Origin of the sequence: Rhodococcus sp. SJ-3, assembly GCF_051918125.1 — a bacterium.
Taxonomy (GTDB): Bacteria; Actinomycetota; Actinomycetes; order Mycobacteriales; family Mycobacteriaceae; genus Rhodococcus.
The window spans coordinates 5,781,508-5,794,914 of sequence record NZ_CM123306.1 but is presented as its reverse complement, the minus strand read 5'-3'; the positions used below and the strand labels follow the sequence as shown (position 1 = coordinate 5,794,914).

At 65.7% G+C, this 13,407-nt stretch carries 12 protein-coding genes; 9 read left to right on the top strand and 3 right to left on the bottom strand.

Features of this window, described 5'->3' with window-relative positions:
* Nucleotides 1-4: 4 nt before the first annotated feature.
* From ACTDXD_RS26940 to holA, 4 genes are all read left to right on the top strand, one after another.
* Complete coding sequence (locus tag ACTDXD_RS26940) at nucleotides 5-823, top strand: DegV family protein (RefSeq protein WP_440125175.1); 819 nt, start codon at nucleotides 5-7, stop codon at nucleotides 821-823.
* A 97-nt stretch (nucleotides 824-920) separates the two neighbouring features.
* Nucleotides 921-1,733, top strand: a complete 813-nt coding sequence (locus ACTDXD_RS26935) for a ComEA family DNA-binding protein (RefSeq protein ID WP_440125174.1) — start codon at nucleotides 921-923, stop codon at nucleotides 1,731-1,733.
* Entirely contained in the window at nucleotides 1,730-4,120 is a 2,391-nt protein-coding gene (locus ACTDXD_RS26930; RefSeq protein WP_440125173.1) for a DNA internalization-related competence protein ComEC/Rec2, read from the top strand. Before ACTDXD_RS26935 ends, ACTDXD_RS26930 begins: the two co-directional genes overlap by 4 nt.
* The gene (gene holA / locus ACTDXD_RS26925) at nucleotides 4,117-5,088 is read left to right on the top strand and encodes a DNA polymerase III subunit delta (protein ID WP_440125172.1); all 972 of its coding nucleotides are present in this window, start codon (nucleotides 4,117-4,119) and stop codon (nucleotides 5,086-5,088) included. Before ACTDXD_RS26930 ends, holA begins: the two co-directional genes overlap by 4 nt.
* 93 nt (nucleotides 5,089-5,181) lie before the next feature.
* Here the strand turns inward: holA and rpsT are convergent, their stop codons facing one another.
* Nucleotides 5,182-5,442 carry a 30S ribosomal protein S20 gene (gene rpsT, locus ACTDXD_RS26920; protein ID WP_169686152.1) on the bottom strand — a complete coding sequence of 87 codons (261 nt, stop codon included), beginning with the start codon at nucleotides 5,440-5,442 and terminating at the stop codon, nucleotides 5,182-5,184.
* Between the two features lie 217 nt (nucleotides 5,443-5,659).
* Here rpsT and ACTDXD_RS26915 point away from each other — a divergent pair, with 217 nt between their 5' ends.
* On the top strand, nucleotides 5,660-6,445 hold the full coding sequence (locus ACTDXD_RS26915; RefSeq protein WP_440125171.1) for an aquaporin: 786 nt from the start codon (nucleotides 5,660-5,662) through the stop codon (nucleotides 6,443-6,445).
* Nucleotides 6,446-6,483: 38 nt separating this feature from the next.
* Here the strand turns inward: ACTDXD_RS26915 and ACTDXD_RS26910 are convergent, their stop codons facing one another.
* The gene (locus tag ACTDXD_RS26910; protein ID WP_440125170.1) at nucleotides 6,484-7,050 is read right to left on the bottom strand and encodes a type II toxin-antitoxin system PemK/MazF family toxin; all 567 of its coding nucleotides are present in this window, start codon (nucleotides 7,048-7,050) and stop codon (nucleotides 6,484-6,486) included.
* A 163-nt stretch (nucleotides 7,051-7,213) separates the two neighbouring features.
* On the opposite strand from ACTDXD_RS26910, the gene lepA reads away from it, so the two are divergent.
* From lepA to ACTDXD_RS26895, 3 genes are all read left to right on the top strand, one after another.
* Nucleotides 7,214-9,055, top strand: coding sequence for a translation elongation factor 4 (lepA, locus tag ACTDXD_RS26905; protein WP_440127820.1), 1,842 nt, complete (start codon nucleotides 7,214-7,216; stop codon nucleotides 9,053-9,055).
* Nucleotides 9,056-9,077: 22 nt separating this feature from the next.
* A complete protein-coding gene (locus ACTDXD_RS26900) occupies nucleotides 9,078-10,010 on the top strand; it encodes an NAD(P)H-dependent flavin oxidoreductase (RefSeq protein ID WP_440125169.1) in 933 nt (310 codons plus the stop codon).
* 66 nt (nucleotides 10,011-10,076) lie between these two features.
* Nucleotides 10,077-11,066 (top strand): ABC transporter substrate-binding protein, encoded by a 990-nt coding sequence (locus tag ACTDXD_RS26895; protein ID WP_440125168.1) that lies wholly within the window; start codon nucleotides 10,077-10,079, stop codon nucleotides 11,064-11,066.
* A gap of 5 nt (nucleotides 11,067-11,071) precedes the next feature.
* Here the strand turns inward: ACTDXD_RS26895 and ACTDXD_RS26890 are convergent, their stop codons facing one another.
* Nucleotides 11,072-13,012, bottom strand: coding sequence for a glycoside hydrolase family 15 protein (locus ACTDXD_RS26890; RefSeq protein WP_440125167.1), 1,941 nt, complete (start codon nucleotides 13,010-13,012; stop codon nucleotides 11,072-11,074).
* A gap of 67 nt (nucleotides 13,013-13,079) precedes the next feature.
* On the opposite strand from ACTDXD_RS26890, the gene ACTDXD_RS26885 reads away from it, so the two are divergent.
* On the top strand, nucleotides 13,080-13,313 hold the full coding sequence (locus ACTDXD_RS26885) for a hypothetical protein (protein WP_440125166.1): 234 nt from the start codon (nucleotides 13,080-13,082) through the stop codon (nucleotides 13,311-13,313).
* Nucleotides 13,314-13,407 lie beyond the last annotated feature (94 nt).

Here is a 13,407-nt window from a genome sequence, read left to right as displayed (position 1 = left end):
TGCCGTGTCAGTAGTGGTGGTCACCGACTCGTCGTGTTGTCTCGATCCGAAGATGGCGGAGCGATACGACATCCGGATCGTTCCCCTGCACGTGATCTCCGAGGGGCGGGACTTTCGCGAGGGTATCGATGAGCTTCCCGAAGATCTGTCGGGGGTGACCACGTCCGGTCCGTCGCCGGCCGAACTGCTCGAGGTCTACTCGCGTGCGCTCGACGACAGCGACGGCGACGGCGTGGTGGCGGTACACCTGTCGCGACTACTGTCGGGCACCTGGGAGGCTGCGAAGCACGCCGCCGACTCGCTCGGCGATCGGGTGCGGCTGATCGATTCACAGAACACCGCGATGGGCTTGGGATTTGCCGCACTCGAAGCGGCGCGTGCGGCCGAATCCGGCGCCGATCTCGACGAGGTGTACTCGCGTGCCGTCGAGGTGGCCGCGTCCGGACGGACCCTGCTGGTGGTCGACCGACTCGACCATCTGCGCCGCGGCGGTCGAATCGGTACGGCCACCGCACTGCTCGGCACGGCTCTTGCGATGAAACCGGTTCTCCATCTCGTCGACGGGAAACTCGTGCTGCGTGAGAAGACGCGGACGATGACGAAGGCGCTTTCGAAACTGGTCGATGGAATTGTCGCCGAGGCCGGGCCTGCCCCACTCCTCGCGGTGCATCATCGCGGAGCACCTGAACGCGCAGATCTGCTGGCGGAGCAACTTTCCGGGCGGATCCCCGATGCGTCCGAACTTCTCATCTGTGAGATCGACGGAGTGCTCGGTGCGCACGTCGGTCCGGGGGCGATCGGAATCGTCGTGGCACGGCGCTGAACGGGAGGTTATCCACAGCCGCTCCATCCATCCACAGATTTCGCGTCACGGTGGTCCGCGAGCGCTTCACCGCCCGGGTCGGCGCTAGCGTCACGGCATGGGCAGCGACGGAGACCTCGCGAGAACGCGGCTGGACGCCATCGTGCGATCCGAGACGATCGGTCGGGTCGGGAACGACGAGCCGGACGAGTTCGACGACCTGCTCCCAGACCGTTCGCGACCTGATGAGGCCGGCGAGTCACTGAGCGTCCTCGAACGGATGCGTACCGCGCGCTGGGACGCCGGCCGCGGCGGTGGTAAGGCGCTCGCCGCGGTGGCTGTCGTGGCAGTTCTCGTCGCAGTCGTCGTCGTGTGGCGGGACCGTCCGGTACCCGAATCCGTTCCTCCGCTGCCTGCTGTCGAAGTGCTCGCGACATCGTCGCGTGCTCCGGTGCCCGAGCCGCAGGCGGAGGTGGTGGTCAGTGTGGTCGGGCTCGTGACCAAGCCGGGATTGGTGCACCTGCACCAGGGCGCGCGAGTCGCGGATGCACTCGACGCGGCGGGCGGAGCCGGTGACGGCGCAGACCTGCTCGGCCTGAACCTCGCTCGGCGGGTGGCCGATGGCGACCAGATCATCGTCGGAGTGGCGCCGCCGCACCCGGCTCCTGAAGGCAGCGCGGTGTCCGGGACGGGAGGCGGTGTTGCGGGTGGGGACGATGGTGGCCCTGGGCAGGGCCAGAATCCGTTGAATCTCAACACGTCCGACGAAGCTGCCCTCGATGCGCTGCCCGGTGTGGGTCCCGTTACCGCAGCGGCGATCGTCGCCTGGAGACGCGACAACGGACCGTTCACCGACGTCGAGCAGCTCTCCGAGGTGGATGGGATAGGCCCCGCCAGACTGGCCCGGTTACGCGAGTTGGTGGCCGTGTGACCCCACCGGTCTCAGTGGACGCCCGACTCCTGCCGTGCACCCTCGCAGTGTGGGCTGCAACCCTGGTCGGTCTCTGTTGGGGTTGGCGGATCTCGGTTCTCGTGACCGCGCTTGCCGTGGTGGGGGCACTGGTCGTCGCACTATGGGCGGCGGGTACGGGAGCCCCGTGTCGGCGAAAGCGCAGGGGGCATTCGTCGACACGGGGCTCGGTGATGCGGGGAGTGGTCGTCGTTCTGGTCGTCACTGCGGGATGCGGCGGTGCTGTCGCCGTGCGGATGTGGTTCGTCGAGAACCATCCGCTCGCGACGGCACCGGCCGATGCGTGGACCACCGCAGTGGTGGAACCGTCCGATGATCCACGGTTGATTCGGAGTTCACCGTTCGGTGGTGAACCACAGGTGCGTATTCCTGTCGCGATACGACACGTGACGCTGGGCGGTGAGTCGATGGCAGTCGGGGGCACTGCGGTGGTATTCGCACCCGCCGGCGGTTGGGAACATTTGTTGCCGGGGCAGCGAGTCACCATGCGGGGCAGGATATCCGAGAATGTGGCCTCGGGAGACATGGATCCGGGGACCTCGGTGGCGATCCTCCGGGCCGACGGCGCACCGCGCGCGACGGAAGCGCCTTCGGCTCTTGCAGAATGGGCAGGAGGAATCCGGGAGGATCTCGCCGAGGTGTCGGCACGAGCACTGGGTCCTTCTGCGGCCGGATTGTTCCCAGGACTGATCGTCGGTGATACGAGCCGACTTCCGGACGACGTGCGCGAGGACTTCCGAGTGTCGGGTCTGACACACCTGACCGCGGTGTCCGGCGCGAACGTCAGCATCCTGCTGGGGGCGATCCTGTTGCTGGTCAGGTTCGTCGGAATAGGCCCGCGGACGGGCGCTGTCCTTGCGGGTACGGCACTGGTGCTGTTCGTGATCGTTGTGCGTCCGTCGCCGAGCGTGTTGCGTGCCGCCGCGATGGGAGGGGTCGCGCTCCTGGCGCTCGTCGCCGGGAGACAGAGACAGGCACTTCCCGCACTGTGCACGGCAATCGGGTTTCTGGTCCTGGTGTGGCCGGACCTCGCGGTCGACGTGGGATTCGCGTTGTCTGCATCGGCCACCGCCGGACTCGTGCTCATTGCGCCGGTCTGGGTCGCGTCGATGCAGGCGCGTGGATGGCCTCGCGCGGTGGCCGAGGTGTGCGCGGTGTCGTGCGCGGCGTACATCGTGACCGCACCGATCCTTGCAGCTGCGACGGGGACCGTCAGTATCGTGGCGGTGGCAGCGAATATTCTGGTGACGCCGGTGCTTGCACCACTGACCGTTCTCGGTTCGCTCGTGGCGCTGTGTGCGTCGGTGGTCCCAGATGTCGCCGAGTTCGTCGCGCGCGGCGCAGCACCGATGCTGTGGTGGCTCATTGCCGTCGCCGCTCGCGCAGCATCGGTGCCCTCGGCGGAGTTCTCGCTACCGGACGGGCCTTGGGGAGCGGCGGTGATCTGCTGCGCGGCTATTGCTGGCTGTGTCCTCATGCGTTACAGGAGAATTCGGGATCTTGCCGGTGTCGCGTCGGTCTCGGTGCTCGCGGTGTGGATTCCACTACGCCTGTTCGCCCCCGGCTGGCCGGCGAACGAGTGGGTGTTCGCGGCCTGCGATGTGGGGCAGGGTGATGCAGTGGTGCTCGCGGCCGGTGACGGGAGTGCGGTGGTCGTGGACGCAGGACCGGAGGCCACACCGGTGGATCGGTGCCTGCGACGATTGCATATCGACTCGGTGCCGGTCGTGATCGTCTCGCACCTGCACGCCGATCATATGGGTGGTTTGCGCGGGGTGCTGCAGGGTCGCCGGGTGGGGGAGGTGATCGTGGGCCCGGGCGCGATGGGCCGAGACACGATGGGAGACCTTACCGGCCGGGCCACCGAGTTCGGAGTGCGAATCCGGGAAGCGGCAGCCGGGGAGGTACTGCGCGTCGGGTCGGTGACGATCCGGATCCTCGGTCCCCAGGCCGAACGCTCCGGCGACTCGGAGAACGACCTTTCGCTGGTGATGGTCGCCGAGACAGCAGTGGGACGCATCCTGCTTCCGGGTGACGCGGAAGCACCCGCTCTCGACGCGTTGATGCGCAGCGGGGTCGACGTGCGCGCCGATGTCCTCAAGGTTCCTCACCACGGCTCGCGGACGACGTCGGAAGCCTTTCTGGCTGCGGTGCGCCCCCGGGTGGCGGTGATCAGCGCGGGACGCGACAACACCTTCGGGCACCCGCACCCGGAGATCGTCGAGGCCCTGCACGAGGTGGGCTCCCGGATACTGCGTACCGACCTGCACGGAGATATTGCCGTGGTGCGCGCCGGGTCCGGGGCGCTGGCCGTCGTGTCGGACTCACGTGGCACGATCGGTCCGTGAGCGACACACCCCTGCACCTGGTTCTCGGCGACGAAGAACTCCTGGTGGACCGCGCTGTCACGAAGATCATCGCGACGGTACGTGCCCGCAGTGGTGCAGGCGCCAACCTTCCGGTCTCGCGGTTGCGCGCAGGGGATGCAGGTGTCCCGGAACTGGCCGAACTTCTGAGTCCGTCGCTGTTCGCAGAAGACCGGGTCGTCATTCTCGAATCCGCCGCCGACGCAGGCAAAGATGCGGTGGCCTTGATTCTCGACGCGGCTGCAGCACCCCCCGACGGGGTCACCTTGGTCATCCTGCACACCGGTGGAGGACGCACGAAGGCGATGGTGGGGGCGCTGCAGAAGTGCGGTGCCGAAGAGCACGCATGCCAGGCGCCCGACAAGGCAGGGGAGCGCGCGAAATGGGTGCGCGCGTTCGTGCACCAGGAATTCCAAGCAGCCGGTGTGCGGGTCGCAGGCGACGTCGAACAACTCGTGATCGACGCGGTCGGCTCGGATCTACGCGAACTCGCGGCGGCATGCAGTCAGCTGGTGGCCGATACCGGCGGCAAGATCGACGCGAACGCGGTCCGTCGTTACTACTCGGGCAAAGCCGAGATCACCGGATTCGACGTAGCCGAGAAAGCAGTGGCGGGAGATGTCCCCGGAGCGATGGAAGCGTTGCGATGGGCGATGCACCGGGGCGTCGCACATGTCCTGCTGGCCGATGCCCTCGCCGATGCCGTGCACACGATCGCGAAAGTGGGATCGGCCGGGCGGGGAGATCCGTTCTCCATGGCGTCGGGGCTCGGCATGCCGCCGTGGAAGGTCAAGAAGGCGCAGGGGCAAGCGCGTCGATGGGCACCGGAATCGATCGGAACCGCACTCGGTGTGGTCGCGGCACTCAACGCCGATGTCAAGGGTGCGGCGGCCGACGCCGACTATGCGGTGGAGTCCGCCGTCCGTACCATCGCGGAATTGGTCGCCTGACGACCCGTCATCGATACGACAGAAGGCCGCACCTCCGAAAAGGTGCGGCCTCGTGTCAGCAGAGCTTGCGTCCTCTACCTCGGAGCTGAGGGCTCAGAGCTTGTTGGCAAGCTTCGCGAGAGCAGACTTCTTGTTTGCAGCCTGGTTGGCGTGGATGACGCCCTTGCTGGCTGCCTTGTCGAGCTGACGGCTGGTGGCGACGAGGAGCTCGTTGGCCTTGTCCTTGTCTCCAGCGGCCGCGGCCTCGCGGAACGAACGGATCGCAGTGCGCAGCGAGGACTTCACCGACTGATTCCGGAGCCGGTTGCGCTCGTTGGTGCGAATCCGCTTCACCTGGGACTTGATGTTGGCCACGCGTAAAATCCTGTCGTCTTGCTGGTAGTTGATAGGAAAGCTCTGGGTGCGCTAGGGCACGACGGTCGACGATACCAGCGTTGGCCGTCAATGCCCAAACAGAGCCGGCGGTATCGCACTCGTGCGCCGGCAATCCGTGGGCCCGAAAATGTTGGCTATCTCACAACAATGTTGCGAGTCGGCCCCGCGTCACAGACATCGGCATGACACTGACGGCATGACGTCAGAACATGAAACTGCCCAGGAGGCGGCAGGTCCGAACGACTTCTCGGATATCAGGAAGTGCGTCGCCGAAGCCATCGGCACATTCGTGCTCGTATTCTCCGCAGTCGGAACTGCAGTGTTCGCCGGAGCGAAAGTCGGCAACCTCGGCGTTGCGCTCGCGTTCGGTCTGACGCTGCTCTTCCTCGTCTACACGATCGGCCCGATCTCGGGATGCCACGTCAATCCGGCGGTCACGTTGGGCCAGCTCATCGTCGGGCACGTCACGCCCGTTCGCGCTGTCGGCTATTGGATCGCTCAGGTCGCCGGAGGACTCATCGCCGGTGTCACGATCTTCGCGGTCGCGTCGTCGCTGCCGTCCTACGACCGGGCAGCCGACGGACTGGGAGCAAACGGATGGGGCCCGCACAGTCCCTCCGCGATCGAGGGACCACTCGGCGGAGTCATCGAGAACGGATACGGAATCGGCGCCACGATGATCATCGAGATCCTGCTCACCGGCCTGCTGGTCTTCGTGGTGCTTGCCAGCACCGATCAGATCTCCGATGTGCTCAACGCGGGACTCGCGATCGGATTCTCACTCGCGGTGATCCACCTGATCGCCATCCCGATCGACAACACCTCCGTCAACCCGGCGCGCAGTCTTGCAGTGGCGTTCTATCAAGACGGTGCGCTCGCGCAGCTGTGGCTGTTCATCGTGTTCCCGCTCATCGGAGGCGCGCTCGGTGCGCTCGTCTACACGTTGTTGTTCGGCCGTAACCAGGGATTGCGCGCGTCGTAGAGCAGCAGCCGGCTGGCCCGCACTGTATGTCCGGCTTTCTACGTCCAGTCGAAATCCGCGCGGAGGCGTGATGCGACCCGATCGAAACGGGAACGCTCGAGGATCGCGCCTTCGCGGCGGATGCCGTCTTCCGGAACATCCAGGATGCGATCGAGTCGGATCCAGCTCGGTCGGTTCTCGCGATCCCACGGGCCTGTGCCGATCCCGACCCAATCGGGGTGTCCGTCGCGGTCGCCGTTGGACGAGAGCATCAGGCCGAGCAGCGTCGAACCTTCGCGTCCCACGACGAGGACGGGACGGTCCTTGCCTTGGCTCGCATCTTCTTCGTACTCCACCCACGTCCAGACGATCTCGCCGGGATCGGCATTTCCGTCGAGATCGGGCGAGTACTCGATCGTGCGCGCACGCTGCGCCGTCGGGGTGGTGCGAGAAGCCACGGGGCGACCCGGAACAGGTACGGGCGCAGCCCGGCCGGAGTCCTGAGCCAGTGCGCCCTTCGCGCGGTCGAGTGCTCCCGACTGCTGCAACTGCTTGTACAGCCGTGGGCCGTGTTCGACCGCAAGACGCCCGAGTTGCTTGCCCATTTCCATCCACTTGCCAGCCACGATCGGCCAGTGTAACCACGCTTCCCGCGCATGAGCAGCCGTGCGGGTGCGCACGCGGTACCCACCTGTCGGCACAGCCGACGACCCGGCGATTGCGAGTCTTGGATATTCTTCAAGATGACCGCGGCCCCAGGCCGCTGCCGGCCCGAGTCAGGAGCACGACATCACCACGTTCGCCGACACCACCTTCACGGATCCCGCGAAGATCCGGAACTTCTGCATCATCGCGCACATCGACCACGGCAAGTCGACGTTGGCGGACCGGATGCTGCAGCTCACCGGCGTGGTCGAGGAACGGCAGATGCGCGCCCAGTACCTCGACCGGATGGATATCGAGCGTGAACGCGGCATCACGATCAAGGCGCAGAACGTGCGCCTGCCGTGGAAACTCGACGGTGAAGATTACGTCATGCACCTGATCGACACACCTGGCCACGTCGACTTCACCTACGAGGTCTCGCGCGCGCTCGAGGCATGTGAGGGAGCCGTGCTGCTCGTCGATGCCGCACAGGGAATCGAGGCGCAGACCTTGGCGAATCTCTACCTCGCACTCGACAAGGACCTCACGATCATTCCGGTTCTCAACAAGATCGATCTGCCCGCCGCCGATCCCGATCGGTACGCGGGTGAGATAGCCAACATCATCGGATGCGAACCCTCCGACGTCCTGCGTGTCTCCGGTAAGACCGGCGAAGGAGTCCCCGAGCTGATCGACGAGGTGATCCGGCAGATACCCGCGCCTGTCGGTGATTCCGATGCACCTGCCCGCGCGATGATCTTCGACTCGGTGTACGACACCTACCGCGGTGTCGTCACCTACGTTCGCGTCGTCGACGGCAAGATCATGCCGCGCGAGAAGATCAAGATGATGTCGACCGGTACGACCCACGAACTGCTCGAGGTCGGCATCGTGTCACCGGAGCCGAAAGCGACGACCGGCCTCGGTGTCGGCGAGGTCGGCTACCTGATCACGGGCGTGAAGGACGTGCGCCAGTCGAAGGTGGGCGACACGGTGACGCTCGCGCGCGGTGGAGCCTCGCAGCCGCTCACCGGCTACCGCGAACCGCGGCCCATGGTCTATTCCGGCCTGTACCCCGTGGACGGTTCCGATTACCCGGTACTGCGCGACGCCCTCGACAAGCTCCAGCTCAACGACGCCGCGCTCACCTATGAACCCGAGACCTCCGTTGCGTTGGGCTTCGGATTCCGGTGTGGATTCCTCGGTCTGCTGCACATGGAGATCTCCCGTGAGCGGCTCGAACGCGAATTCGGGCTCAACCTGATCTCCACTGCCCCGAACGTGGTGTACCGCGTCGTCCTCGAGGGTGGTGAGGAGGTCATCGTCACCAACCCGTCGGTCTGGCCCGAAGGCAAGGCCCGCGAGATCTACGAGCCCATCGTCAAGTGCACGATCATCGCGCCGAGCGAGTTCATCGGCTCGATCATGGAGCTGTGCCAGTCACGGCGCGGTGAGCTCGGGGGCATGGACTATCTGTCCGAGACCCGCGTGGAGTTGCGCTACACCCTGCCGATGGCCGAGATCATCTTCGACTTCTTCGACTCCCTCAAGTCGCGCACGCGCGGATACGCGAGCATGGACTACGAGGAAGCGGGTGAACAGGAAGCGGCCCTGGTCAAGGTCGACATCTTGCTGCAGGGAGAAGCGGTCGACGCCTTCAGTGCGATCGTGCACAAGGACGCCGCAGCAGCGTACGGCAACAAGATGACGACCAAGCTCAAGGAACTCATCCCACGCCAGCAGTTCGAGGTGCCCGTACAGGCCGCCATCGGATCGAAGATCATTGCGCGCGAGAACATTCGCGCTATCCGCAAGGATGTGCTCGCCAAGTGCTACGGCGGCGACATCAGCCGTAAGCGCAAGCTGCTCGAGAAGCAGAAGGAAGGCAAGAAGCGCATGAAGACGATCGGTCGCGTCGACGTGCCGCAGGAAGCATTCGTTGCGGCCTTGTCGTCGGAGGCGTCCTCGGACAAGCCCAAGAAGTAACCGCTCGGCGAAAGGACCCATCGTGCTCGAGACCTGGCTGACACGTGAATTCGGAATCACGATTCCGCTCGTGGGGGCGCCGATGGGTGGACGGGCCGGTGGAGCTCTCGCCGGTGAGGTCACCAAGGCCGGGGGCCTGGGACTGATCGGAGCGGCGAGATACAACAACGCCGAGTGGCTCGAGCAGCAAGCCCGGACGGCACGCGAGATCGGCGGCGGGCTTCTCGGCTTCGGTCTCATGACGTGGTCGCTGCACGACGACGATTCGCTTCTGGGCGCGGTCCTCGAGCACCGTCCCCAGGTGGTTGCTCTGTCGTTCGGGGACCCCGCTCCGTATGTGCAACGGGTTCACGACGCCGGTGCCACCGTGATCTCCCAGATCAACACCCTCGAGGATCTTCGAGTGGTCGAGGCCGCGGGAGTCGACGCGGTGGTGGCGCAAGGTCACGAGGCCGGTGGCCACACCGGGAGGATCGGGACATTGCCATTGCTGCAGGAAGTGCTCGAGTCCACCGGACTTCCGGTACTCGCCGCGGGGGGCATCGCGTCGGGTCGCGGGCTTGCCGCCGTGCTCGCGTCCGGGGGAGCAGGCGCCCTGGTGGGGACGGCTCTGCTTGCCAGCCCGGAAACTGTGGGACCGGATTATGCACGCGCTCGGTTGATCGCGGCCGGAAGCACCGACACCGTGTACACCGATGTGTTCGACAAGGCCCGCCACCAGCCGTGGCCCGCCCGGTGGGGCGGCCGCGCCCTGGTCAACAGCTTCACCGAGACATGGCATGGCCGTGGGGCGGACGAGCAGACCCTTGCCGACGAGTACGCAGGCGACGACCCTGATATCGGAGTCGTCTATGCAGGCGAAGCCGCAGGGCTCGTCCGAGCACAGCGGCCGGCCGGCGACGTCATCCGTGATATCGGCGCGCAGGCAGAAGAGTTGCTCGGCCGTTTCCGCTGACACTGTTCCCATTCGGAGCGCCGACGGGTTAAGGTGTGCCTCACCTAATATTGAGAGGCGTCTTCGATGCGTGTGCGTTCCCTGTCTGCGTGTGCCGTAGCTGTTCTTGTCGGATTCGGGGTGGCGGGGTGTTCGAGCGCCGACGACACCGAATCCGCCGAGGTCTCCGAAAGTGTCAGCATCGAGCATACTTTCGGAACAACGGTCGTGGAGGACACCCCGGAACGCATCGTTGCGACATCGACCCAATGGGTCGACGCACTCCTCGAACTCGGTGTCCAGCCTGTCGGCTACCTCAGCGCGGGGTCCGAGGGCGACGAGCGTGGCCTATACCCGTGGCAGAGCGAGGTCTCGGAGGATGCCGTCGACCTCACGGGCGGAAACTCGTCGTTGATGCAGGGGCCACTGCCGATCGAACCGATCGCAGCGCTCGAGCCCGACCTGATCCTCGGGAACTGGCAGATCGCCTCCGCCGATGCGTACGACACCCTCACCGAAGTGGCGCCCACGGTCGCCCCGCTCGGAGAGACGGGTGTCGACAACTGGGCCGACCAGCTCCGAGCCCTGGGGACACTGTTGGACCGCGCCGACGACGCCGAGCAGATCATCGCCGAGCGGAACGCCGAGATCGACGAGTACGCGCTCCCCGGGCTCGAAGGCAAGACCGCAGTCCTGGCCCAGTTCATGTTCGCGGAGCGGCAATTCGTTGCCGTCGCCGATCCATCCGACGGCGCGTCCGTGCTCTTCGAGCAACTGGGCATGACCCTGCCGCCGGCGCTCGTCGAGGAGGCCGGTGTTGCCTTCGGACGCGTGACGCTCAGCCCCGAACGCGTCGACGCACTTGTCGCAGACCTGCTGGTCATCCTTCCCAACGGCGGGACCGAAGCAGATCTCATGGCCCTGCCAGGGTTCGATCAGCTGCCGTCAGTGTCGAACGGCGGACTGGCTGTGGTCGATTATCCCACCGTCGTCGCGTTCAACCTTCCTTCGTCGTTGTCGATGCAGTACGCACTCGACGAACTCCGCCCGCAGCTCGAGGCCGTCGCCGCTTCGTGACGAGCTCAGTGCCGCGCGTGCGCGGGCTTGAATTCTCCTGACTCGGTGCGTTGTTCGGCACGGATGACGTGCACGATCGCATTGATCTGAGCGAGATGGGTGAAAGCCTGGGGGAAGTTGCCCAGGTGCTGCCCGGTCGCGGGGTCGATTTCCTCGGCATACAGCTTCAGCGGGCTCGCGAAATCGAGTAATCGTCCGCACAGCATCGACGCCCGTTCCACCTCACCGATCTCGACGAGTGCGGACACCAGCCAGAACGAGCAGATGGTGAACGTTCCCTCCTCTCCGGAAAGTCCGTCGTCGGTGTCTTCGACCCGATAGCGCAGCACGAGACCGTGCTCGGTCAGTTCGTCCGCGATCGCGAGTACCGTTGCGCGCACTCGCGGATCATCGGGCGGGAGGAATCGGAGCAACGGAATCAGCAGGTTCGACGCGTCGAGTGCCGGATCGCCGTACCGCTGAGTGAAAGCACCGCGTTCGTCGACACCGTGCTCGAGGATGTCCGATTTGATCTCGTCGGCGACTGCCGACCAGCGCGCCGCGTGGTCGGGTTGGCCGTGCATCTCGGCGAGCTTGGCGCCGCGGTCCAGTGCGACCCAGCACATCACCTTCGACGAGGTGAAATGCTGGGGCTCGCCGCGCACTTCCCATATCCCGCGATCGGGTTCCCGCCAGTGCGCGACCGCCTGCTCCACCTGGCTGCTGAGCAGCGGCCACAGAGATTCCGGTATCTGCTCACGCGACTTCACGTGTAGATACACCGAGTCGAGGAGGGCCCCCCACACGTCGTGCTGGCGTTGCCGGTATGCGTCGTTGCCGATACGTACGGGTCTGGCATTGTTGTAGCCGCTCAGATGGTCGAGTTGCGATTCCTCCAGTACGCGCTCGCCCCCGACCCCGTACATGACCTGTAGGGGATGGTGGTCCTTGCCGTCGGCGCCCTGGGACACCTCGAGGATGAACGAGAAGAAGTCGTCGGCCTCGCGATCGAGACCCAGTGTGTACAGGCCCCACAGGGCAAAGGTGGAGTCGCGCACCCAAGCGTATCTGTAGTCCCAATTGCGTTCACCTCCAGGTGTTTCCGGAAGAGAGGTGGTGGCGGCCGCGAGGAGAGCGCCGGTCGGGGAATACGTCAGCCCCTTGAGGGTCAGTGCGCTGCGTTCGAGGTAGGTGCGCCACGGGTGATCGGGGAACCTGCCGGTCGTGACCCACTCGCGCCAGTAGTCCTGCGTCGTGAGCATTTTCGTGGCGGCTTCCTCGAAGGTGCGCGGCGGCGCCGGATCGCCCCACGACAGGGCGACGAAGACGGTGTCACCTTTTCTCATGCGGGTCCGGGCACGCGCTTCCCGGCCCTCGATGCCGAGGCGCATATTGGAGGTCAGACGCAGGCGCGGGTGTTCGTCCGGTGCGTCCGCGCACACGGCCGTCGCCTCCTCGTACACGTCGCCGGTGTACTCCCACTGCGTGCCGCCGCGATGGTAATCGAACGCGGGTTCGCAACTCATGTTCAGTTCGACCGTGCCATTGACGCACCGAACGGTGCGCAGGAGAATGTGCTCGGCCTCCCAATCGGATGGAGTCCTCCGTTGGATGGCGGAGCGTCGGTGAAGGTCGTACCACGGTCCCATCGCCAGTGCGTCACGGACGACGATCCAACCGGTCTCGGTCTGCCACGTCGTCTCCAGCACGACACCACCTGGAAGATACCGGCGGGCCGCGGGCACCGACCGGTCGTGCGGCCCAATGCGGAAGTGACCTGCGCTCCGATCGAGCAGTGAGCCGAACACACTCGGTGAATCGGGACGCGGCACGCACAACCATTCGACCGAACCGTCGCGCGCAACCAGACATGACGTCTGGCAGTCCGACAGGAACCCGTAGTCGCCGATCGGAGGGAACGGTGTGCGGCTCGGCAGGGATGACGGTGTGTGCGCGGCGGAGGTCATCTCTCCATGATCGGTGCGGCGCGGGTGTGACGCAGGGCAAACGACCGGACGCACTACAGTGGACGGGATGGAACGGGCGGCATCGTGGTGGGACGGGCTCGAACTGTGGCTCACGGGCCTGTCGTTCGTGCCCCAGGCCGCTTTGGTGCTGATCGTGATGGTGCCGCTGGGTGGTGCGGTGGCCTGGATGCTCGACCGCGTGATCGCCACGGGTTTCGCTGCGGTGGGACGAGGCGAACCCGGACCGTCTCCACGGAACGGAGAAGCAGCACCATCGGCACCGAACACGGAGGATTGTTGACATGCCACGCTCGCGAGTGACCCTGGCGCTCATCGCGCTTCTCGTTCTCGTAGTCGTCGCGTGGTTGCTGACGCTGTAGAACTCCGGCGTCGAG

What these genes read in the sequence shown, in the direction of transcription:
- ACTDXD_RS26935 (WP_440125174.1), top strand. Translation starts at nt 921, where the DNA reads ATGGGCAGCGACGGAGACCTCGCGAGAACGCGGCTGGACGCCATCGTG.
- ACTDXD_RS26915 (WP_440125171.1), top strand. Translation starts at nt 5,660, where the DNA reads ATGACGTCAGAACATGAAACTGCCCAGGAGGCGGCAGGTCCGAACGAC.
- ACTDXD_RS26895 (WP_440125168.1), top strand. Translation starts at nt 10,077, where the DNA reads ATGCGTGTGCGTTCCCTGTCTGCGTGTGCCGTAGCTGTTCTTGTCGGA.
- ACTDXD_RS26890 (WP_440125167.1), bottom strand. Translation starts at nt 13,012, where the DNA reads ATGACCTCCGCCGCGCACACACCGTCATCCCTGCCGAGCCGCACACCG.
- ACTDXD_RS26885 (WP_440125166.1), top strand. Translation starts at nt 13,080, where the DNA reads ATGGAACGGGCGGCATCGTGGTGGGACGGGCTCGAACTGTGGCTCACG.